Origin of the sequence: Winogradskyella sp. PE311 (assembly GCF_046545555.1) — a bacterium.
GTDB lineage: Bacteria > Bacteroidota > Bacteroidia > Flavobacteriales > Flavobacteriaceae > Winogradskyella.
On record NZ_JBHZTH010000001.1, the window covers coordinates 449,530 to 472,495 of the forward strand.

16 protein-coding genes are annotated in these 22,966 nt (G+C 32.5%); 11 read left to right on the top strand and 5 right to left on the bottom strand.

Going from position 1 to position 22,966, the window contains the following annotated elements; all coding sequences use genetic code 11:
* Positions 1–23: 23 nt before the first annotated feature.
* A complete protein-coding gene (locus ACFWU4_RS01940) occupies positions 24–1,268 on the bottom strand; it encodes a M28 family peptidase (protein WP_411124330.1) in 1,245 nt (414 codons plus the stop codon).
* A gap of 61 nt (positions 1,269–1,329) precedes the next feature.
* Here ACFWU4_RS01940 and ACFWU4_RS01945 point away from each other — a divergent pair, with 61 nt between their 5' ends.
* On the top strand, positions 1,330–2,439 hold the full coding sequence (locus ACFWU4_RS01945) for a TolB family protein (protein ID WP_411124332.1): 1,110 nt from the start codon (positions 1,330–1,332) through the stop codon (positions 2,437–2,439).
* A 53-nt stretch (positions 2,440–2,492) separates the two neighbouring features.
* Here ACFWU4_RS01945 and ACFWU4_RS01950 read toward each other — a convergent pair whose 3' ends face one another.
* Positions 2,493–4,910 carry a TonB-dependent receptor domain-containing protein gene (locus tag ACFWU4_RS01950; RefSeq protein WP_411124334.1) on the bottom strand — a complete coding sequence of 806 codons (2,418 nt, stop codon included), beginning with the start codon at positions 4,908–4,910 and terminating at the stop codon, positions 2,493–2,495.
* A gap of 153 nt (positions 4,911–5,063) precedes the next feature.
* Here ACFWU4_RS01950 and lepA point away from each other — a divergent pair, with 153 nt between their 5' ends.
* Positions 5,064–6,860, top strand: coding sequence for a translation elongation factor 4 (gene lepA, locus ACFWU4_RS01955; protein ID WP_411124336.1), 1,797 nt, complete (start codon positions 5,064–5,066; stop codon positions 6,858–6,860).
* Here lepA and ACFWU4_RS01960 read toward each other — a convergent pair.
* The gene (locus ACFWU4_RS01960; RefSeq protein WP_411124338.1) at positions 6,857–8,710 is read right to left on the bottom strand and encodes a cation:proton antiporter; all 1,854 of its coding nucleotides are present in this window, start codon (positions 8,708–8,710) and stop codon (positions 6,857–6,859) included. The two genes, lepA and ACFWU4_RS01960, sit on opposite strands and share 4 nt — an antisense overlap.
* A gap of 534 nt (positions 8,711–9,244) precedes the next feature.
* On the opposite strand from ACFWU4_RS01960, the gene ACFWU4_RS01965 reads away from it, so the two are divergent.
* The 7 genes from ACFWU4_RS01965 to ACFWU4_RS01995 all read left to right on the top strand — a co-directional run bounded on the left by ACFWU4_RS01965 (position 9,245) and on the right by ACFWU4_RS01995 (position 18,975).
* On the top strand, positions 9,245–11,473 hold the full coding sequence (locus tag ACFWU4_RS01965) for a SulP family inorganic anion transporter (RefSeq protein WP_411124340.1): 2,229 nt from the start codon (positions 9,245–9,247) through the stop codon (positions 11,471–11,473).
* A 211-nt stretch (positions 11,474–11,684) separates the two neighbouring features.
* Positions 11,685–12,545 carry an MBL fold metallo-hydrolase gene (locus tag ACFWU4_RS01970; RefSeq protein ID WP_411124342.1) on the top strand — a complete coding sequence of 287 codons (861 nt, stop codon included), beginning with the start codon at positions 11,685–11,687 and terminating at the stop codon, positions 12,543–12,545.
* A 23-nt stretch (positions 12,546–12,568) separates the two neighbouring features.
* Positions 12,569–14,176: a S8 family peptidase gene (locus ACFWU4_RS01975; protein WP_411124344.1), complete on the top strand. Its 1,608-nt coding sequence runs from the start codon at positions 12,569–12,571 to the stop codon at positions 14,174–14,176.
* Positions 14,177–14,179: 3 nt separating this feature from the next.
* Positions 14,180–15,982: a M1 family metallopeptidase gene (locus tag ACFWU4_RS01980; protein ID WP_411124346.1), complete on the top strand. Its 1,803-nt coding sequence runs from the start codon at positions 14,180–14,182 to the stop codon at positions 15,980–15,982.
* A 64-nt stretch (positions 15,983–16,046) separates the two neighbouring features.
* Positions 16,047–16,424 (top strand): ribonuclease P protein component, encoded by a 378-nt coding sequence (rnpA, locus tag ACFWU4_RS01985; protein WP_411124348.1) that lies wholly within the window; start codon positions 16,047–16,049, stop codon positions 16,422–16,424.
* A gap of 10 nt (positions 16,425–16,434) precedes the next feature.
* Positions 16,435–18,069, top strand: a complete 1,635-nt coding sequence (locus ACFWU4_RS01990) for a S41 family peptidase (protein ID WP_411124350.1) — start codon at positions 16,435–16,437, stop codon at positions 18,067–18,069.
* 63 nt (positions 18,070–18,132) lie between these two features.
* Positions 18,133–18,975, top strand: a complete 843-nt coding sequence (locus ACFWU4_RS01995) for an OmpA family protein (protein ID WP_411124352.1) — start codon at positions 18,133–18,135, stop codon at positions 18,973–18,975.
* Here ACFWU4_RS01995 and ACFWU4_RS02000 read toward each other — a convergent pair.
* Together ACFWU4_RS02000 and rpiB are read right to left on the bottom strand one after the other, a co-directional pair.
* Entirely contained in the window at positions 18,972–19,415 is a 444-nt protein-coding gene (locus ACFWU4_RS02000) for a GNAT family N-acetyltransferase (protein WP_411124354.1), read from the bottom strand. The genes ACFWU4_RS01995 and ACFWU4_RS02000 overlap by 4 nt on opposite strands.
* Positions 19,409–19,843, bottom strand: coding sequence for a ribose 5-phosphate isomerase B (gene rpiB, locus ACFWU4_RS02005; RefSeq protein ID WP_411124356.1), 435 nt, complete (start codon positions 19,841–19,843; stop codon positions 19,409–19,411). Before rpiB ends, ACFWU4_RS02000 begins: the two co-directional genes overlap by 7 nt.
* Positions 19,844–20,472: 629 nt before the next feature.
* On the opposite strand from rpiB, the gene ACFWU4_RS02010 reads away from it, so the two are divergent.
* Both ACFWU4_RS02010 and rnr read left to right on the top strand, forming a co-directional pair.
* Positions 20,473–20,574 carry a T9SS type A sorting domain-containing protein gene (locus ACFWU4_RS02010; protein WP_411124358.1) on the top strand — a complete coding sequence of 34 codons (102 nt, stop codon included), beginning with the start codon at positions 20,473–20,475 and terminating at the stop codon, positions 20,572–20,574.
* A 191-nt stretch (positions 20,575–20,765) separates the two neighbouring features.
* Complete coding sequence (gene rnr / locus ACFWU4_RS02015) at positions 20,766–22,964, top strand: ribonuclease R (protein ID WP_411124360.1); 2,199 nt, start codon at positions 20,766–20,768, stop codon at positions 22,962–22,964.
* Positions 22,965–22,966: the final 2 nt, after the last annotated feature.

The following is a 22,966-nucleotide window of genomic DNA, read 5'->3' on the forward strand; positions in this document are numbered from 1 at the left end:
ACCCTTGTGTTGTGGCGGCTTAGTTAAAATTTAACTGTTGTATTAATGACTTCATCATCACGTTTTACTGTAATATCTCCAATATCTCCATTGTCAAAAACAGAAAGCGCTCTCATATAACTCATCATATCTGTTATGATACTATCACCGAGTTTTATAACGACATCTCCTTTCTTTAAGCCTGCGTTAAAAGCTGGTGTCTCTTCTCTTGTACCGTCTATCCGCATACCCTTTCCGTCGTATAAATAATCTGGAACAACTCCTAAACCAACCTTAAAGCGAGGTGTTTCTTCACTTTCGTTTTTTGTTTTTCTAAAGGCTAACTCCCCATTATCATCTAAATCTGATATAATATCGTAGATATAATCTGAAATTAACCCCATGCCAACATAATTTAACTTATCTGAATCATCACCTGGTTTATGGTAATCTTCGTGCTGACCTGTAAAAAAATGTAAAACAGGAATGTCTATTAAATAAAATGACGTGTGATCGCTTGGCCCTACTCCACTCTCATTTTCAACAATTTTGAATTTATCATTGTTAGATTTTATAGTTTGCTTAAACATTGGTGATGTTCCTGTACCATATACCGCTAACGTACTATCTTGTTTCATGCGACCAACCATATCCATGTTAATCATATAGTTGATTGATTCTGCATCGACCGTTGGATTTTTAGAGAAATAGTTAGATCCTAACAAGCCCATTTCTTCACCTGAAAATGCCATAAATAAATAGTTGTTTGCATCTTTAATTTCAGCAGTCTCATTTTTAACTTTTAATCGACTCGCTAAATTTAACATCACGGCAACACCACTTGCATTATCATCCGCTCCATTATGCACTGCTTTATCCTTTTCTCTATATAATGAGCCTTCTCCACCAAAACCTAAATGGTCATAATGAGCACCAATAACGATTGTTGTTTTGGCATTATTATCAATAAACCCTATAACGTTATGGCCAGTGATAGTGCTATCCGCATTCGTTGTAAATTCTACCTCTTTATGAGGATCTGTTTTTGGTTTAAACGAAAAAGACTGTAAATAATTCTCCGTTCCTTTTGGTTGTAAACCAATAGATTTAAAACGCTTTACTATATATTCTGAAGCCAAAATTTCACCGTGAGTTCCGGTTTGACGACCCTCTAGTTTATCATCTGCCAAAAAAACAACATCTTCTTTTATTTTATCCTCGGCAATACTAGGTTTGCTGTTACAAGATACTATTCCTACTAAAAGAAATAAAAACACTAAATTTTTCATTTTGAAATCTTATTTTTGCACAAAATTAGGCATTAAAAGCCATTTATTATAATACTTCATTATGAACAAACTATTTCTTATCATTCTTGTTTTATTTACGTTTTCATCGTGTAAAAATGAAATTGCCAAGTCTGACGCATCGGAAACTACAGAAAATTTAAGGCCTGCAAAAGATACTTTAATCTATCCTGAAGAGTCTCACTTTAAATCTATAAGACAAATTACATTTGGTGGTGATAACGCAGAGGCATACTGGAGTTTTGATGATAAGCAATTAGTTTTTCAATCTAATAATGCCAAATGGAATGTTGGGTGTGACCAAATGTTTTTAATGAATGTAAACGAAACATTTACTGATAGTATTGCACCTCCGATGTTAAGTACAGGTAAGGGCAGAACTACATGTGCATATTTTTTACCAGACAATAAACATATTATTTATGCGTCTACACATTTAAAACAAGATGAGTGCCCAGATACACCTCTGCGTAAAAACGGTAAATACATTTGGCCTATCTATGACAGCTATGATATTTTTGTCGCCGATTTAGAGGGGAATATTGTAAAACAACTAACTAATGAAATTGGCTATGACGCAGAACCAACCGTATCTCCTAAAGGTGATAAAATTGTATTTACCTCAACAAGAAGTGGTGATTTAGAGCTATATACTATGAATATTGATGGTACTGATGTAAAACAAATAACCAATGAACTAGGTTACGACGGTGGTGCATTCTTTTCACCAGATGGTACAAAATTAATCTTCCGATCGTCTCGACCAAAAACTGATAAAGAAATAAAAGAATATAAAGACTTGTTGGCTGAAGGTCTTGTAGAGCCAACTGAAATGGAGTTATATATTTGCAATGCAGATGGTACTAACTTAAGACAACTTACTGATTTGGGAAATGCTAACTGGAGTCCTTTTTTCCATCCTTCTGGAGACAAAGTTTTATTCTCTTCTAATTTTGAAGCTACTCGTGGTTTTCCTTTCAACTTATATTTAATAGATATAGATGGAAAGAATTTAAAACGCGTTACACATGGTGAGACTTTTGATGCATTTCCTGTATTTTCTAATGACGGTAAATATTTAGCATTTTCCTCTAACCGAAATAATGGAGGTGGACGAGATACCAATTTGTTTATTGCTGAGTGGCAAGATTGATAAATTTTTCAACTTATCATCGTTAATATATTTTACATTCTAATAGGCTAATACTAATTTAAGTCTTTAAGACGCTCTCGCTCCTCAGCACTTGTAGCACGCTCGTTGGTAGATAACTTGGTGTTTCCAAATTTATAGCGGAAACCCAATTTAATCAAGCGATTGTCTACGTCTACAAAACTTCCACTAGATTGATTACCGTAACGTAATAAGGTTTCCTGATCTTGAAAATTAAAGATATCTTCAACCGCAAGAGATATAACACCTTTTTTATTCAACACAGTTTTTGAAATACTAAATTCAGAAAATAATTGATCTTCTTTTGTTTGCAATTGTAATAAACTTTTACCAACCCAGGTGAGCGTTAAATTAACATTTAAACTTTGATCTTCTAGCATTGAAAAACTGTTCTGTAAAACACTATAGTTAGACCATTGACTTAACTCTACAAATCCGTCATTAAAATTAACCTCTTCGGAAACATTAAAAAAAGAAGTTGCAAAATAAAGATTCCAAGTATTTGTAGGGTAATAATCAAAAGAAAAATCAAACCCAAAATCTACCTTATTATCTAAATTAGTAGGTGTGATTTCAACAACATTAGTTGCATTGTTTTGCCTTGGCAGTTCTACAATATCACCGTCATAATTCATATAATAAGCTTCTATTGTAAAATAGTCTAAGAAACTTGTTCCTATTTTATAGTGATCCCTATATGCTGGTATTAAGTTGGGATTACCAAGCACTACATTGTTTTCATTTAAGAAAAAGGTAAATGGGTTTAAATCTGTATAACTTGGTCTTGCAATACTGCGTTTATATGTTGCATATATACTAACATCCTCCAATAACTGATGAGATATGCTAGCGTTTGGAAACCAATTTAAATAGTTTTGCGTATTTACTTCCAATAAAGACAACGACTCACCTTTAATATTAGTTTGCTCTACCCTTAGGCCTAAGGCTATGTCCCACTTATCCCAGGATTTTGTAAAATTAGAATAGCCAGCTATTACCTTTTCATCATAATTAAAAGCATCTGTATTGTTTAGGTCAATAACTTCAGAAGCTCCAATTATATCTCGTTTAGTGATATCACTTTCTGTAACAATATTAGAATATTTTAAACCAACTGTGAAACTAGAGTTATCATTAAAGGGCAGGTTATAATCTATTTTTCCGGAAAAAATCTGAGTATCTTGATTGGCTAATGTGTTAAATTCAGAATCATTAGTAAAATTATTGTTTTGATCAAAGAAATTACTAAATACATTCTGATTGCGTTCATAATTATAAACTGTATAATGACCATTAAAAGTTAATGACGCACTGTTATCATAATCGTGTCTAAAAATAAGATCTGTACCAATATTATATTTTGTGTCTCTCGATAAATTATCAGCAGTAAAAGCGCCTTCTACGTTTTGATTGATATCTGTAATATTTGTAATATTCTTGATTTGGTATTTAAAATAAGGTGTGTACAAACCAGTACTTGTTAAACTCAATGTGTTTTTATCATCCAAATAATAATCAAAATTTAGATTAAGGTTGTGGCTTTCTGAGCTGGAATTTCTGTTAACGTTTGAGGTCCAGATTTCATCAACTATCTCCGCAGAATTAAAAAAGTCGACACGATCATCTTGATCTCTATTGATTTTTTTATTTGTGTAATTATAATTTACATTAACATTAACCTTGTTGTTTTTAAAATAATGACTTGTACCAGCATTATATCTCGGAAAAACACCTTGAGTGTAATTCGTTTGAACACTTCCGCGATAACCAGTAACCAGGTTCTTGCTCATAACTATATTAATTACAGAGCCCGAATCTGCATCATAACTAGCTGGTGGGTTGGTTATAACCTCAACAGACTTAATACTATTTGCTGGTGCACTTTCTAAAAGCTGTATTAACTCTGCAGATGTTAGTTGAACGCGTCGATCATTAATAAAAACTGTTGCGGGTGCGCTTTTTATATTTATACTACCTTCTGAAACTATAACACCTGGTGTGCTTTTTAAAACACCAAGCGTAGACCCTTCCGTTAAAGCTGTGTTTTCTATATTAAATATTAAGCGATCTGGTTTGCGTGTTATTGTTGGTTTTTTAGCGATGACAACAACCTCGCTTAGACGCTCAGAAATCTGTTTTAACTGAATAGTTTTGAGGTTTAAATTGCCTTTTAAAATTATCTTTTGCTCAAAAGGATTAAACCCAATGTAACTTATCTTTATAAGGTAATTAGCAGAATCTAAATCATCAAGTTTAAAAAACCCAAATTCATCTGTAGACGTTCCTTTTAAAAAGTCATTTTCAGTACCACTAAAAACAACTACATTGGCAAATTCTATTGGATTATTGTTAGCGTCAACAACTTTTCCTGAAATAGAAAAATCCTGAGCAATGCCAACAAAAGACAACGCAAAGAGTACTGCGCTAAGGTAAAGTCTGGGTATAATAATCATCAATTATAATTAAATGGCAAGATAACTATTGTTTTTTACTTTTTATTATGGTTTTTCAGCAATTCAACGAGGTTTTATTGGTCTTTTTCATGCTACAAAGCTTAAGAAATCAATTATATTTGCATTTATATTTTTGCCCTTAGAAAACGATACATGAAGAATATTCGCAACTTTTGCATTATAGCCCACATTGATCACGGAAAGAGTACCTTGGCTGATCGTTTACTCGATGTTACTGGTTCTGTCACAGCTCGTGAACAACAGGCGCAACTTTTAGATAGTATGGATTTAGAGCGTGAGCGCGGAATTACTATTAAATCGCACGCAATACAAATGGATTATGAATTTGAAGGTGAAAAATATGTATTAAATCTAATTGACACCCCTGGACATGTAGATTTCTCTTACGAGGTATCTAGGTCTATCGCTGCATGTGAAGGGGCTCTTCTCATTGTTGATGCCGCTCAGAGTATTCAGGCGCAAACAATCTCTAACTTGTATTTGGCACTAGAAAATGATTTAGAAATTATTCCTGTTCTTAATAAAGTCGATTTACCAAGTGCAAATCCGGAGGAAGTAACTGATGATATTGTTGATTTATTAGGTTGTGACCCGGAAGAAGTTATTCATGCGAGTGGAAAAACAGGTTTTGGAGTTGAAAATGTTTTAAAAGCAATTATTGAACGTATTCCGGCACCTGAAGGAGATGTTAACGCTCCATTACAAGCGTTAATTTTTGACTCTGTTTATAACACCTTCAGAGGTATTGAAACTTATTTTAGGGTATTTGATGGTGAAATTAAAAAAGGACAAAAAATTAAATTTGTAGCTACAGATAAAGACTACTTTGCAGATGAGGTTGGTACATTAAAATTAACCCAAGTTGCAAAAACATCTGTAAAAGCTGGAGACGTAGGCTACTTAATTACAGGTATAAAAACCGCTAAAGAAGTAAAGGTTGGTGATACAATTACAGACTTTGCTAACCCAACAACAAACATTGTAGAGGGTTTTGAAGATGTAAAACCGATGGTTTTTGCTGGTATTTATCCTGTAGATACAGAAGACTATGAGGAGCTTCGTAATTCTATGGAAAAACTTCAACTTAACGATGCCTCTTTGGTTTTTGCTCCAGAAAGTTCAGCCGCTTTAGGTTTTGGTTTTCGATGTGGATTCTTAGGAATGCTGCACATGGAAATTATACAAGAGCGTTTAGAGCGCGAGTTTGACATGACGGTTATCACAACGGTACCTAATGTGTCGTACCATGCCTATACTAACAAAAATCCTGATGTTGCTTTTGAGGTTAACAATCCAAGTGATTTACCAGAACCAACAACGGTTAACCGTGTTGAAGAACCGTTTATAAAAGCTACTATTATCACAAAATCTGATTTTGTTGGTAACGTAATGAGCCTGTGTATAGAAAAACGCGGTATGATTATCAACCAGACCTACTTAACGACTGAACGTGTAGAATTGATCTTTGAAATGCCACTTGCTGAAATCGTTTTTGATTTTTACGATCGGTTAAAAACAGTATCTAAAGGTTATGCCTCTTTCGATTATTCTCCAATCGGTATGAAAGTTTCAAAACTAGTGCGACTAGATGTACTTTTAAACGCTCAGCCTGTAGATGCACTTTCTGCTTTAATTCATGCAGATAATGCACAACATATAGGTAAAAAAATGTGTGAAAAGTTGAAGGAGTTAATACCAAGACAACAGTTTGATATTCCCATACAAGCCGCTATTGGAGCGAAAATTATTTCGCGCGAAACCGTAAAAGCATTACGTAAAGATGTTACAGCCAAATGTTATGGTGGTGATATTTCGCGTAAACGTAAACTTTTAGAGAAGCAGAAAAAAGGTAAAAAACGTATGCGCCAGGTTGGGAATGTAGAAATACCTCAGCAAGCATTTATGGCTGTTTTAAAGTTGAATGATTAGTCAGCCACTTCTTGCGCTACCTTCTCAACATCAAAAGGCTTTCCTAAATATACTAATTTAGAGTTCTCTTTAATTGTGTCAATATCTTTATTGTAAGACGATATTATGATAAACTCATCATTGTTGTTTTTCAAAAATAAGGGGATAATATCCTTGTCGTTATTTGCAATATCTATCAGTTTTTCATAATGCTCTTTATCATTAACATCAACTTCTTGTATTGACGGATAACTCTTGGCAACTTCACTCAGAGAATTAAAATCATCTGTATGTGAAAATAAACCTTCGTGTGGGTTATTATTTTCATCTAACATTTCTGCAGTAGACACTAATCTAAACGATCCATTTTCCCCAAATTGTTTACTAAATTTATTAATGGCGTATTTATTAATATCTGAATTTCCTGTTAGAGCCATTAAATAACCAACATCATTGAGCTCTATATTATCAGTCAACGTTTCAGAATATATATTCGTGTCGAAAGCTTCTAAACCTAATTCTTTAGCTTTTGTAATATTATTTTTATTACTATCAATTAATACAACATGTCTTCCGTTTGACTCGAGATAATGTCCTAATAAACGTGAGACTTTACCCGCGCCAACTATTAAAATTCCATTAGAATTAGTTAAAAACACGCCTACCATCTTAGCAAATAAACGTGCTGTTGTGGCATTAAGTAATACAGTGCCTAATACGATCATAAACACTAAGGGTGTAATATATTCAGCACCTTCAACTCCCTGTTTCAGTAATTTACTTCCAAACAACGATGCGATACCTGCGGCAACAATACCCCTTGGTCCTACCCAACTTATAAAGAGTTTCTCATTAAGATTAAGTTTAGAACCTTGCGTGCTCAAAAAGACCGCGATAGGCCTTATTACAAATACAACAATTGCAAATAAAGCGGCTGTTTTCCAAGTATATAAAAGTAACAAGTCTTCAATATTGATGTTTGCAGACAAAAGAATAAACAAAATGGATATTAATAAAACACTTAGTGATTCTTTAAAATAAAGTAATTCCTTAAGATTATCTAGCTTACTGTTACCTAATACCATCCCCATTACCACTACAGCTAGTAAACCAGACTCATGAGCAAATATTTCTGATTCTACAAAAACCAATAAAACTGTAGATAAAGACACTACATTTAATAAATAATGAGGAATTAATTTTTTGTTAATAGCAAAAGCTAAGGCGTGTGCAAATGTGAAACCAAATGTAGTACCAAAAAGCACAATTTTACCAAACTCCATTAAGGCTGTTTTTGTAAAGCCACTGTCCCCTTCTACGCTAATAAATTCAAAAACTAAAACGGCAACAAGGGCTCCAATAGGGTCAATTAAAATGCCTTCCCATTTTAGTACGGTTGAGATATCCTTTTTAAGTGGAATATTTCTAAGAATAGGAGTGATAACTGTTGGCCCTGTTACAATTATTAATCCAGCAAATAGAAACGATAAATCCCAGGTAAGGTTAAAAATAAAATGAGCTACAATACCAGCACCAAAAAATGTTACCGCAGAACCCAAAGTAATTAACTTTGTAATTACGGGTCCGACAGTTTTAATTTCTGACCGTTTTAGGGTAAGTCCACCTTCAAACAGAATAATACTAATAGCTAAAGACACAAAATAATACAAGCTGTCACCAGGAAAAAGTCCTTTTTCACCATTCCAAATAGGTTCTATCCATTTTTCTCCATCTGCACTTAAAAACTCAGAAGCTATTGGCCCTACTAAAAGACCGATTAAAATTAATGGTAAAATCGCTGGTATTTTAAATTTCCATGCGACCCATTGCGCTAAAATACCTAGTATAATTATTCCTGCTAATTCTAACATAACTTTCTTTTTTGTGAAAATAACAAATAAATGTAAACCTATTAAGCTTTAATGGTTTCGTACGCTTTGAATTTTAAAAAAATGCTATCTTCGAAACTTATTTTAACTCTTTTTTATAGCATTGTCCACTCAACCTTTTAGAACCGTTGGAATTGGTGTTTTATTTTCCCCAATCTTAAGGATAATGTGCTTATGTATAAAGAACAAGGTTCATATGTTGATTACTACAAACCGAAAGATAAACTAGACAATATTCCCGAAGACCAAGATGTTGTTTTGGATTACTCATTATGCGAATTTGTCGACCATACAGTCATGTATAACCTCAAATTTTATAGGGAGTTAGGCGTTATTAACGAATAAAATCAATATTATTTAATAAAGATTTATGATACAAGTCATAGATTTAAATTGAAATTTCTCGGAAATTAAACTATTTCATATATTACATGACTTAAGAATTGTGAGGCGACCTATTGACATTTTTTATATTCAAAATCTCAACATTTTACAAACACATATATAGTTAAATAAATGGAAATTACACCTAAAAAAGGCTTTAAAGGCTTAATTGAAAATTGGAAAAGTGATTTAATCGCAGCAGTGAGTGTGTCACTTATTGCCTTACCGCTTTCATTAGGTATTGCCTTAGCAGCAGGTGCACCTGCAATGGCAGGTATAATTTCTGCAATTGTTGGAGGTGTTGTTACTACACTTTATAGAGGTGGTCATATATCAGTCAACGGACCTGCCAAAGGTGTAATTGCCGTAATACTTTTAGGAATTGCATTGATGGATGATGGTTCTGGGCAAGCCTTTAATTATGTTTTAGCAGCTGTGGTTGTTTCAGGTGCTCTTCAAGTTTTTTTGGGATTATTAAAATTAGGTCGATTAGCTGATATCTTTCACTCTTCCGTTATTCACGGTATTTTAGCAGCTATTGGAATCATAATTTTTGCAAAACAAATTCATGTTGCTTTGGGCACACACTCAGATAGCCCTAGCATTATACAGAACCTAGTAGATGTTGCTTTACAGCTACCAAAAGCGAATCCATTTGTAGTAATCATCGCTCTAGTTGGCTTGCTTTTACTATTATTTCATTCCAAAATAAGTAGTCGACTTTTCCATATTCTGCCAACTCCAATGTGGGTTATTATGCTTTCTATTCCTTTTGTATATATTTTCAATTTCTTTGACCAACATACACTTTCCTTTTTTGGAAAAGCCTACGAGGTTGGACCTAAGTTGCTATTAGATATCCCAGATAATATTATGGATTCTATTATGCATCCAAATTTTAGTAAAATTAATACTATAGAATTTTGGACAACCGTAGTCTCTATTTTGATTATAACTAGCATTGAATCACTTGCCATTGCGAAAGCAGTTGATAAAATTGATCCTTATAAACGAAAAACTGATTTGAATAAGGATTTAATGGGAATAGGGTTAAGTACTATGGCAGCTGGTATGATTGGAGGCTTACCTATTATTGCTGTAATTATTCGAAGTACAGTCAACATCCATAATGGAGCAAAGACAAAGTGGTCTAACATGTATCAAGGCCTTTTGTTGTTAATTTTTATTGTGGTATTAAGCCCAATAATGAGACAAGTCCCACTATGTGCTTTTGCAATTTTACTGGTTTATACAGGATTTAAATTAGCTTCACCTGCAGTCTTCAAACAAATTTACAATCAAGGAATTGAGCAATTAATATTTTTTGTTGGCACTATGGTTTTAACGCTTTACACCAATTTATTAATTGGATTACTCGGTGGATTATTATTGACCATGGTCACTCACATGCTATTGTCTAATGTATCCATACCTCAATTTTTTAAAATGATTTATCGATCAGGCACAAATTTAGTTAAGAAACCAGATGGTAGTTATGATTTGAATATCAAAGGAATTGCTAATTTTTTAGGCATCTTAAAAATTGATAAAATGGTAGCTGAAATTCCTTCTGGAGCAGATGTTAATATTGACTTATCAGAAACAAGATTGGTCGGTATCACTTATATGGATTATATAGTAGATTACCTAAAGATTCAAAAGAATACAGGTGGGACAGTCGTTATAAAAGGATTAGATTCTCATGTATCTTCCTCTACACATAATAGAGCTTTAAAAATTTCATTAAATCGTTCTGTTACTAAATTATCATCAAGACAAACTCGATTACAAAATTTAGCTAATGAAAAAGATTATCAATACGCCAATCGAATAGATTGGAATACCAGTTATCTAAAGAAATTTCATTTTTTTGAAATTAGGCCTATTGAACGCAAATCTAATTGTCTAAAAGGAACATTTAAAGATTTAGATGTGTCTTGGGAAATTACTGATGTAACTTTCAGTGAAGGGGCAGCTTTTACGGCTGAGACATTTAACATGACGCTAATGGTCTTAAAATTACCTAAAAAAATGCCTGTTTTTACAATGGAAAAAGAAGGAGTCTTTGAAAAAATATTTGACCGTGTAATGGCATATACAGGTTATAAAGACATTGATTTTGAAATGTATCCAGATTTTTCCAAGAAGTTTCTTATTATGGGAAACAACGAATCCGAAATTAGATCCTTTTTTACAGATGAAATCATTCGCTTTTTTGAAAGTCATCAGATTTATCATTTAGAGAGTAATGGAGAAGCACTTGTTATTTTTGATAAAATTAAATTAGCAAGGACAGATGAAACGATAGCGTTTATAGATTATGGTAAAAAATTAGCCGCGATCCTAGATATAATAGATTAAGGCTATATAAATGAAACACAAAATTAAAAACCGCACCTAGCCTATATACGCAGACAATCTTAATAAAATTCGTTTTTTAGGTACAACGTTTTGCCAAGCATAAAAGAAATTAAAGCATTATTTAACTTTAGTAAACGCCTAAAACAAGTTGTTTCATAATAATATATCGAAAATAATTCTCTTTAGGTTTCATATTTATTAATTTGCAATCATGAACTTATATCCTATTAACGCTGGTAATTTTAAGTTAGATGGCGGAGCTATGTTTGGTGTTGTTCCAAAATCTTTATGGCAACGCACAAACCCAGCTGATAGCAATAATATGATTGATATTGCGGCACGTTGTTTGTTAATTGAAAATGGCAATAGACTCATTTTAATTGACACAGGTATGGGTAATAAGCAAAGTGAAAAATTCTATGGTTATTATTTTCTTTGGGGAGATGACACTATTGATACATCTTTAGCGTCTTATGGATTTCATAGAGATGATATCACTGATGTTTTTATGACCCATCTTCATTTTGATCATTGCGGTGGAAGTATTCAGTGGAATAAGGACAAAACAGGATATGAACCTGCATTTAAAAATGCTCACTTTTGGAGTAATAAAGACCATTGGAAATGGGCAACTAAACCTAATAGACGCGAAGTCGCTTCGTTCTTGAAAGAAAACATTATGCCTATGGAAGAAAGTGGGCAACTAAAGTTTACTTCTGTTCCCGAGAATCGTGTGTGTAAAAATTCAGGGTTAGGTTTTGATATTTTTTATGCCAACGGTCATACAGACAAACAAATGATTCCGATGATAAATTATAAAGGAAAAACCATTTGTTTTATGGCAGATTTATTACCAACAGCTGGTCATATACCCTTGCCTTTTGTAATGGGGTATGATACCAGACCTTTACTGACTTTAGATGAAAAAGAAAGGTTTCTAAATATGGCCGCAAATAAAAATTATTATCTTTTCCTCGAGCACGACGCGCATAACGAAATAATTACAGTACAACACACTGAAAAAGGCGTGAGGCTTAAAGATATTTATACATGTAAAAATATATTTAATTAAAAACTAACAACTATTTAGACTCTATGAAATTGAATTATAAATTACTTGCTTATACAGGAATAGCGATTTTATTTTTTGCCTGCGGCACAACAGCAGATATTCTTTCCACTCCAGTAGAAAATATTGATACATCTCCTTTGAAGGTTACAGATTTAACTGATGTTGAAAAAAAGAACTGGGGACATTTAGATCTTGAAAAAGATACTATTCCGGGTATGGCTGTAGATAGAGCCTATAAAGAAATTATAAAAAGTAAAAAGGGGCAAAAAGTGATAGTTGCCATTATAGACTCTGGTATAGATATAGACCATGAGGATTTAGATGGTGTTATTTGGACTAACAAAAATGAAATTCCTAATAACGGTAAAGACGACGATGAAAATGGTTATATAGATGACATTCATGGGTGGAATTTTATAGGTGATACTTATCATGAACAATTAGAATATGTTCGTCTACTGGCTAGTGGAAACACTTCCGACCCACGTTATAGTGAAGCACAAACCCTTTATGACAAAGAATATAAACAATATACTGATCGCAAAACGCAATACGACCAAATTCTGCAGGTTGTAAAAAAATCTGACGACATCCTTGCGGCTCACTTTAACAAAAGAGATTATACCATTCAGGAGGTTAATGCAATTAAATCATCCAATCAAGAGCTTTCTCAAGCACAACAAGTTGCCCAAAGCATAAACGCTAGTGCTGATGGAGCTAGTTTAGTTGAGGCTACAGAAGAACTAAATAAAATTCTTGAACGTATAAATAACACTTTAAACTACAATCTAAACAAAACTTTTTCTGGTCGAAAAACTAATGATGATGTTAATGACTTATCAGACATTGGTTATGGAGATGGTAATGTAAAGCCTCGTGAAAAAACTGAAGATCACGGCACTCATGTTGCCGGAATAGTCGCTGCTGAGCGCAATAACGGAAAAGGGGCGAACGGTGTTGCTAATAACGTTGAGATTATGGCTATACGCTCAACACCTAGAGGTGACGAATATGACAAAGATGTCGCACTAGCTATTAGATATGCGGTAGATAATGGAGCAAAAGTCATTAATGGTAGTTTTGGAAAGTCTTTTTCACCGCATTCAGAATGGGTTAGAGACGCTATTAAATATGCATCTGATAACGATGTTGTATTTGTTCATGCAGCTGGTAATGACAGTAATAATGTTGATGTTAAACCTAATTTTCCAGATGATAATGTAAACTTTATTGAAGTTTCTAATTCATATATTAGGGTTGGTTCATTAGCTCCTAAATATGGATCAAAAATGGTCTCTGATTTTTCAAATTATGGGAAAAAGAATGTGGATATATTTGCTCCGGGTTCTGAAATTTATTCAACCGTACCAGAAAATCAATACGAATTCAATGGAGGTACTTCTATGGCGGCACCTGCTGTTGCTGGAATCGCTGCTTTATTACGCTCTCAATATCCTAATTTATCGGCAACTCAAGTAAAACAAATAATTTTAGATTCTGGACTACCTTTAAAAACTAAGGTTGTTGTTGGCGGAGATGCTTCTAACGTAAAACCTTTTTCAGATTTATCAAAATCTGGTAAAATAGCCAACGCATATAATGCATTAATTATGGCTGCAAAAATTAAATAAACTATGAAAAAGATTCTTTTAAACCTGGCTGTAACAGCTATGGTCTTTTCTTGTGGAGCAACAGAAAAACCAATTGACAACACAAAACAAATAGATGCTAAACCACAAAGCTATTGGCAACAACATGTTGACTATAGCATGGAAATTGATATGGATGTCAACAATTTTCAATACCAAGGAAAACAAAAATTAGTATACACTAATAACTCACCTGATGTATTAAACCGCGTGTATTATCACCTATATTTTAATGCTTTTCAACCTGATAGTGAAATGGATGTGCGTTCTCGTACTATAAAAGATCCAGACCCAAGGGTTGGCGATCGTATTAGTAAGCTTATGCCGAACGAAATTGGGTATATTAAAGTAAATTCACTCAAACAAAACGGTTCTTCTATTTCTTATGAAACTGTTGGCACCGTTTTAGAAGTACAATTAGGAAAACCTATTCAACCTGGTGAAAAAGTAACATTCGATATGCTTTTTGATGCTCAAGTTCCAAAACAAATAAGGCGTTCTGGTAGAGACAATAAAGAAGGTGTTGCGCTTTCTATGACACAATGGTATCCTAAATTAGCCGAATATGACGATGAGGGTTGGCATGCAGATCCATATATAGGAAGAGAATTTCACGGTGTTTGGGGAGATTTTGATGTTAAACTAACTATAGATAAAAACTATGTTGTTGGAGGTACTGGATATAAACAGGGTGAACCAAAAGTAAAATCAGGAAAAAAAACAATTCATTTTAAAGCACCGAAAGTTCATGACTTTACTTGGGCTGCTGATCCTGATTTTGTTCATGACACATTTCAAATGCCAAACGGTCCAACTCTAAACTTCTATTACAAAAAAGATTTAGAACAAAACTATATTGATAGCTGGAAAAAACTACAAGCAGATACCGCTAAACTCATGGTTTTCTTTAGTGAGAATGTGGGTGATTATCCTTACGACCAATACTCTGTAATACAGGGTGGAGATGGTGGTATGGAATATGCGATGTGCACACTTATTACCGGTAAGCGTTCTTATGGTAGCTTATTAGGTGTAACAGCACACGAAATGGCACACACCTGGTTTCAGTTTTTATTGGCCACCAACGAAGCTAAGCACGAGTGGATGGATGAAGGATTTACAAGTTATATGTCTGCTTTAGCTATGAATGCTCTACGAGAAGAAAAAGCTAAAAACCCACTTTCTGGATCCTACAGAGGTTATATTAGACTAGCAAACTCTGGGTTTGAGCAACCTCTAACCACCCATGCAGATCGCTACAGTTTAAATGGCGCTTACGGTGCCGCTGCTTATAGTAAAGGTGCTGTATTTATAGCACAATTAGGCTATATTATTGGTGACGACAATTTAGAGAAAACAATAAAGAAATATTATAATGATTTTTCTTTTAAACATCCTAAACCATTAGATATTGTTAGGACGGCAGAACGTATTACTGATTTTGAACTCGATTGGTATTTAATGGATTTTGCACAAACTACAAACACTATTGATTATAGCATAAAGTCCGTTGAAGGTAAATCAATTACATTAGAGCGTGTTGGTTTAATGCCAATGCCTATAGATCTTTCTGTAACTTACACTGATGGTACTACTGAGGAATTTTATGTACCATTACAAATGATGCGTGGCGAAAAACCAACGTCAGCAACTAAAATTAATGATTGGGCTTGGGCAATGCCAACATATACGTTTGAAACTAACAAAACCGTTAAATCGGTGGAAATTGATGCGTCTCAAATGATGGCTGACGTTAAACGAGAAAACAATACATTCACGTTAGATTAATATATCTTATTAAATAATAGTTTAAAACCACACTTAATACGTGTGGTTTTCTATTTTTGTTTATATGCAGTTCAGTTATTCAAAAAAAGATAAATTAAAAAGTAAAAAACTTATTGAACAGTTGTTTGGTGAGGGCAAAACTGTCACAGCTTATCCGCTTAAGTTAATTTATCTTAAAACAAATTTTGAAGACGATTGTATCCTTAAAACAGGTGTTTCTGTGAGTAAGCGACTTCATAAAACTGCAGTTTCTAGAAATCGTATAAAAAGACTGCTTAGAGAAGCTTATAGACTCAATAAACCACTCTATTTTAACAATAGTTCAGCATCTTATGCGTTTATGATTTTGTATCTTAGTAAGGATGGAATAACTTTTGATAAATTAAACTGCAGTATGAAATTATTGTTTGAGAAATTTATCGCAAAAACTTCGGACTCTTAAAATCGACCCAATGAAAAAACGTCTACCTAAAAATATAACACTCCTAATTTTAGCTATTGCTATTTTCTTTAGTACCACAGCCTTTAAAAATGATTTTTTTGAAATCGCTAAACAAATAGAAATTTTCACAACCATGTTTAAAGAACTCAACATGAACTATGTGGATGAAACCAATCCGGGAGAATTAATGGATACGGCAATAAAAAGCATGCTAGATGATTTAGATCCTTACACACGCTTTTATAATGAACAAGACGTTGAAGCCTCTAGGATAAACAACGCTGGTGATTATACTGGTATTGGAGCTAAAGTTTTAACTCTAAAAGACAAACTTGTAATCGTAGAGCCATATAAAAATTATGCGGCTGATAAGGCTGGTCTTAAAGCCGGTGACGAAATTATAAAAGTAGATAATGTCGTTGTAGCAGATTTTAAAGATGATGCTGGTAATCTTCTTCAAGGTGCTGCTGGTACAGAGGTTAATGTAACATTTAAGCGTCAAGAAAAAACAAATACTGTAAAAATCATTAGAGAATCTCTTGACATTAAAGCTGTCCCTCATTACTCTATGGTAGACGAAACAACAGGTTATATTGTACTTAGAAAATTTAATGAAAAAGCTTCTGCTGAAACGCTTGGAGCCTTAAGAGCCTTAAAAAATCAAGGTGCTACAAAACTGATATTAGACCTAAGGGGTAATCCGGGTGGTTTATTAAATGAAGCTGTTAATGTAACAAACATTTTTGTTCCTAAAAACCAATTGGTAGTTACCACAAAATCTAAAGTTAAAAAGTATAATAAAACTTATTACACTAAACGCGATGCTATAGATACAGAAATTCCTTTAGTAGTATTAATAGACGGCAGTAGCGCCTCAGCTAGTGAAATTGTTTCAGGAGCATTGCAAGATATGGATAGAGCCGTTATAGTTGGTGCCCGTAGTTTTGGTAAAGGATTGGTACAACGACCAAAACCCTTAACCTACGGTACTCAAATGAAAATAACAATTTCTAGGTATTATACTCCTTCTGGTAGATGCATACAGGCTTTAGATTATTGGAACAGAGATGAAAATGGTAAAGCGACGCGAGTTAAAAAAGAAAATTACAATGCTTTTAAAACCAGAAATGGACGCGATGTTTTCGATGGTGGTGGTGTACAGCCAGATATTGAGGTTGCACTTTCTAAACAAACACCAATAACGAAAGCTATATTAAACGAAAATCTAGTTTTTAATTATGCTACGCAATATAGTTACAACAATAAGGTGAATGATTTAAATGGTTTTAAACTTTCCGACACTGACTTTAATAAATTTAAGACTTACTTAAAATCTACAGGATTCAATTTTGAAACCAAAACTGAAAAATCTTTAGAAAATGTCATAAATATTGCAAAAGAAGAGGAGTTGAGCGGAGTTATTAATTCAGAATTAAAAGATATAACTACAGCGTTGCAATCTTATAAAACCAATTCTATAAACATAAATAAAGCACAATTAAAATCATTATTAACAGACGAAATTATTAAACGTTTTTTCTATAGTGAGGGATTATATACTTACTATACTAAAAATAATACTGAGATTAAAAAAGCCTTAAGTGTACTCAATAATCCTTCGCAATACACTAGTATTTTAAGATAAAAAATAAAATTTTCTATATTTAACATTAGAGAGATTTTCAAATTATAAGAAAATTCAACAAAAATGAAGTCCTTACTAATCATATTATTTTTAAGTTTTCAGTTAGCTATTGCTCAAAAAGAGATAAAGCATCAGGTCTATTTTCTTACAGATCAATACGAAATTCCGGAAACTGAAGAAAGTCGACTTTTATTATTCTTATCTGAAATTGAAAACATGGATGTTAAGAAAATTTCTATCTATGGATTTTGTGACGATAGAGGGAGTGATAGTTATAATCTTGTGTTATCCCAGCAACGAGCAGATGCTATAAAAAGCGTATTTTCTAATAACGAATTTGACGAATCCGTAATAACTAATGTTGATGGTAAAGGTGAAATATTATTAAATGTTATAAACGATAACGATCTGTATAAAATCCGTGGGCTTAATCGTAAAGTTGAAATTATAGTTCAACCTTATGATCCACCAAGGGTAAAAGTTGAGAAAAAACCGGCAAAAGAAACAACAGAAGATTTACTTAAAGGTGATTTAAAAGAAGGTGATAAAATTCAGCTTGAAAATATTTTATTTAGAACTGGATATAGCTATCTCACCAAAGAATCTAAAGTTGTTTTAGATGATATTGCTAAAATTCTTGTAAAACGAACAGATATATTCTTTACTATAGAAGGTCATGTTTGTTGCACACATGGTAGTAGAGATGCTATAGATAGAAAAACAAAAAAACGTAACTTATCTCTTGCACGAGCTAAAACTGTTTATGATTATCTCGCAGAACGCGGTGTAAAACGTTATCGTATGAAATTTGTAGGTCATAAACGTAAATTTCCATTAGGTGGTGAACCAGAATTAGATAGACGTGTAGAGATATTAGTAACTCGTATTCTTAAACAAAAAAACTAAGATTTTATCATATTTATATGCGGAATACCATCCTCTAAGTACTCCTCTCCTACTTCTTTAAAATCTAAATTGTTATAAAATCTTTTCAAATAAGTCTGAGCTGAAATTCTAATTTCAGTTACATTATAATGACTTTTAATAGCTTTTATAGAAGCTTGCATTATTTTATAACCATATTTAAATTTTCTATCACTTTCTTTTACAACAACTCTACCAATACTCGCTTCTTTAAAATAATCTAATGGTTTAAAAATACGCGTATAAGCAACAAGCCTATTATGTGAATATCCTAAAATATGTAATGCTTTTTCATCTTTTCCATCAAGATCCTGATACACGCAATCTTGCTCAACAACAAAAACTTCACTCCGTAATTGAAGTAAATCATAAAGCTCTTTTGTAGTAAGCTCTTTAAAGGATTTAATAAATGTAGTTAACAACTTAAAGGAATTTTATCTACTCGGTTCTGATGACGACCACCTTCAAAAACAGTATTTAGAAATACATCTACCATCTTTATAGCTTGAGGAATCGATGTAAAACGTGCAGGAATACAAATAATATTAGCATCATTATGTAAACGAGTTAATTCTGTAATTTCACTTGTCCAACAAACACCTGCCCTAACCTTTTGATACTTATTAGCTGTCATTGCCACACCGTTTGCACTACCACAAATTAAAATTCCATAATCAACCTTTTCTTCTGCTACATCTTTAGCAACAGGATGCACGAAATCTGGATAATCTACACTATCTAAAGTATCAGTTCCATAATTCGTTAAGGTATATCCTTTAGCTTCTAAATGTTTTGTAATAGCAGCTTTATAATCTGGACCTGCGTGATCGTTTCCTATAGATATTTTCATCAATTTAAATTTTAAATTGTTTCCGTGAAAACGGAAATCTCTTATTAAATTTCAAAGTTAATAATTACATATAAGTATGTATAACTTATACTAGCTTACTTATCCATAAATTTTAAGTTTGATTATATAGTTTTTTATCAGCACTAATAATCGCTGTTTACAAGTACACTTAAAAATGAGGATTACTTGTTAATAACTGTTTGTAATTAGTTAAAACTAAAATTAGGTTTATCCACTTATTTTAGCAATCAAAAATAGAAAGATATAAACCTAATTAGTTAGCTGTTTTTTTAGAACGAGTTATTAAGAATCATTTATATATAAATAAACATTTTTTAACTAAAAACATATAAGTAATTTATATTAACACCTCTTATTAACAGTTGTTAATAGCTTTTAAAATAAGACTTAAAATGAAGTAGTTACCTATAATTTTTATGTTAATTACCTATTAAATAAATCTGATAAGTCACATATCAAAGCAAAATACTAAAAAGTTATAGTAGCTATTAACAGACTATAATAAGCATTATTTTATTTTTTAAATTTTAAAAGAAAAATGATGATATGTATATATATGTTGATAAGTGTGAAATTTATAATAATCTTACTTACTTTCAACTTAATTAATGAAACAAATATTGATACTTTTAAAATTTAATTCGGGCGTATATACCATCGAAGTAGAAACAAGCCAAGGAAAAATCTCTAAGAAGCTAATTATAAAATAGATTGAAAAGAATTAATTTAAAAAAGTACTGTAAAATTTACAGTGCTTTTTTATTAATTTAACAGTAACTAAACACTATTAAATTTTAATAACGTAGCTTTGTGAAAACTTAATACCTTCTCTTCCACTTGTATTAAGTTAAGAATTAAGAATTCCTAACACTTTTAGGAAAAGAATATGATTACAAATTAAATGACAAAAAAGAAAAAAAGGAAACCTTCACATAATAGGATTTCCAACTTAACAAATACAATTCTGAGTATTTTAAAAAAAGACAGAAACCAATCCTTTAACTATAAACAAATTGCCGCTAAGTTAGGTGTAAATGATGCTAGTAGCCGCAATCAAATTATTAAGAAACTTCAACAACTAAAAGCAAAACAAGAGATTGAAGAAGTAGAACGTGGTAAATTTAAGGTCGTTGTAAATACAGAATATTATACTGGTATTTTAGATTTAGGTCAAAAAGGAAACGGATATATTATAAGTGATGATTTTGAAGATGATATTTTTATTGCTTCAAATAATATTAATAAAGCTTTAAATGGTGACGAAGTAGAATTCTACGCCTATAAAAGACGTCACAGAGGTAAACAAGAAGGTGAAATTACTAGTATTATAAAACGTGCAAAAAGTGAGTATGTTGGTACTATACAAATTCATAATAAAAAGAATTTTGCTTTTGTAGTACCAGATAGTTCAAAAATGTATAAAGATATTTTTGTACCTATTAATAAAATTAATAAAGCTGAAGATGGTGATAAAGTTTTGGTTTCTCTCGAGGATTGGCCAGAAAAAGCAGATTCACCTAACGGAAAAGTACTTAAGGTATTAGGTAAACCTGGTGAGCATAGTACTGAAATTAATGCTATTATGGCAGATTATGGTTTACCAATGGAATTTCCACATGATGTAGAGTCGTATGCTAATAATCTAGATATTTCAATAAAGCCAGAAGAAATTGCGAAACGTAGAGATATGCGTAAAGATTTAACCTTTACTATAGATCCTAAAGATGCTAAAGATTTTGATGATGCTTTATCATTTACAGTATTAGATAATGGTTTATACGAAATAGGAATACATATTGCGGATGTATCACATTATGTGCAACCAGGAACAGTTTTAGATGACGAAGCCTACGAGCGTGCAACATCTATTTATTTAGTAGATCGTGTAGTACCAATGTTACCAGAACGTTTATCAAATGGAGCGTGTTCGTTACGACCTCACGAAGAGAAATATACGTTTTCTGCAGTTTTTCAGATTAATGATAAGTGCGAAATTAAAAATGAATGGTTTGGTAGAACAGTAACTTACTCTGACGCACGTTTTGCTTACGAAGAAGCACAGGCTGTTATCGAATCTAAGACAAATAAAATTCCAAAAGAAGTATCATTAACTAGTATAGCTTATAAAACAGACCAAAACATTGCTGATGCTATTTTAAAAATGGATGAACTTGCTAAAAAGATGCGCTCGCAACGTATGCGAGAAGGAGCAATTTCTTTTGATAAGGTTGAGGTAAAATTTAATTTAGACGAAGAGGCAAATCCTGTTGGAGTATTTTTTAAAACGAGTAAAGATGCTAATAAACTGATTGAAGAATTTATGTTATTAGCTAATCGAAAAGTATCTGAATTTATTGGTAAGAAAAAACCACAAAAAACATTTGTATACCGTGTGCATGATGAGCCAGATGAATCTAAACTAGCACAATTACAAACAGTTGTTGGTCGTTTTGGACATAAATTAAATTTTAAGGATAAAGGAAGTATTGCATCATCTTTGAATAATTTATTAAAGGATGTCGTTGGTAAAAAAGAACAGAATTTAGTAGATACTCTTACAATTCGCACAATGTCTAAAGCAGTTTATACAACTCATAATATTGGACATTACGGACTAGCTTTTGATTATTATAGTCATTTTACATCTCCAATTAGAAGATATCCAGATGTTATGGCGCATCGTTTATTACAACAGTATCTAGATGGAGAAAAATCTGCAAATGAAGAGGTTTACGAAGATAAATGTAAACACAGTAGTAATATGGAATACCTTGCCACTAAGGCAGAGCGTGATTCTATAAAATATATGCAGATTCGTTTTATGCAAGATCATCAAGATGAAGAATTTCTAGGAGTTATATCTGGTGTTACCGACTGGGGAATTTATGTTGAAATAATTTCAAATAAATGTGAAGGTATGGTGAGTGTTAGAGATATGAAAGATGATCATTATTATTTTGATCAAGATCAGTATGCAATGGTTGGAAAAAAGAAGGATACTGTTTATCAGCTCGGTGATGAGGTTATTGTAAAAGTTAAGAATACAGATTTAGTTAAAAAACACCTCGATTTTTATATGGTTGGTAAGCCTGAAGCGTAACG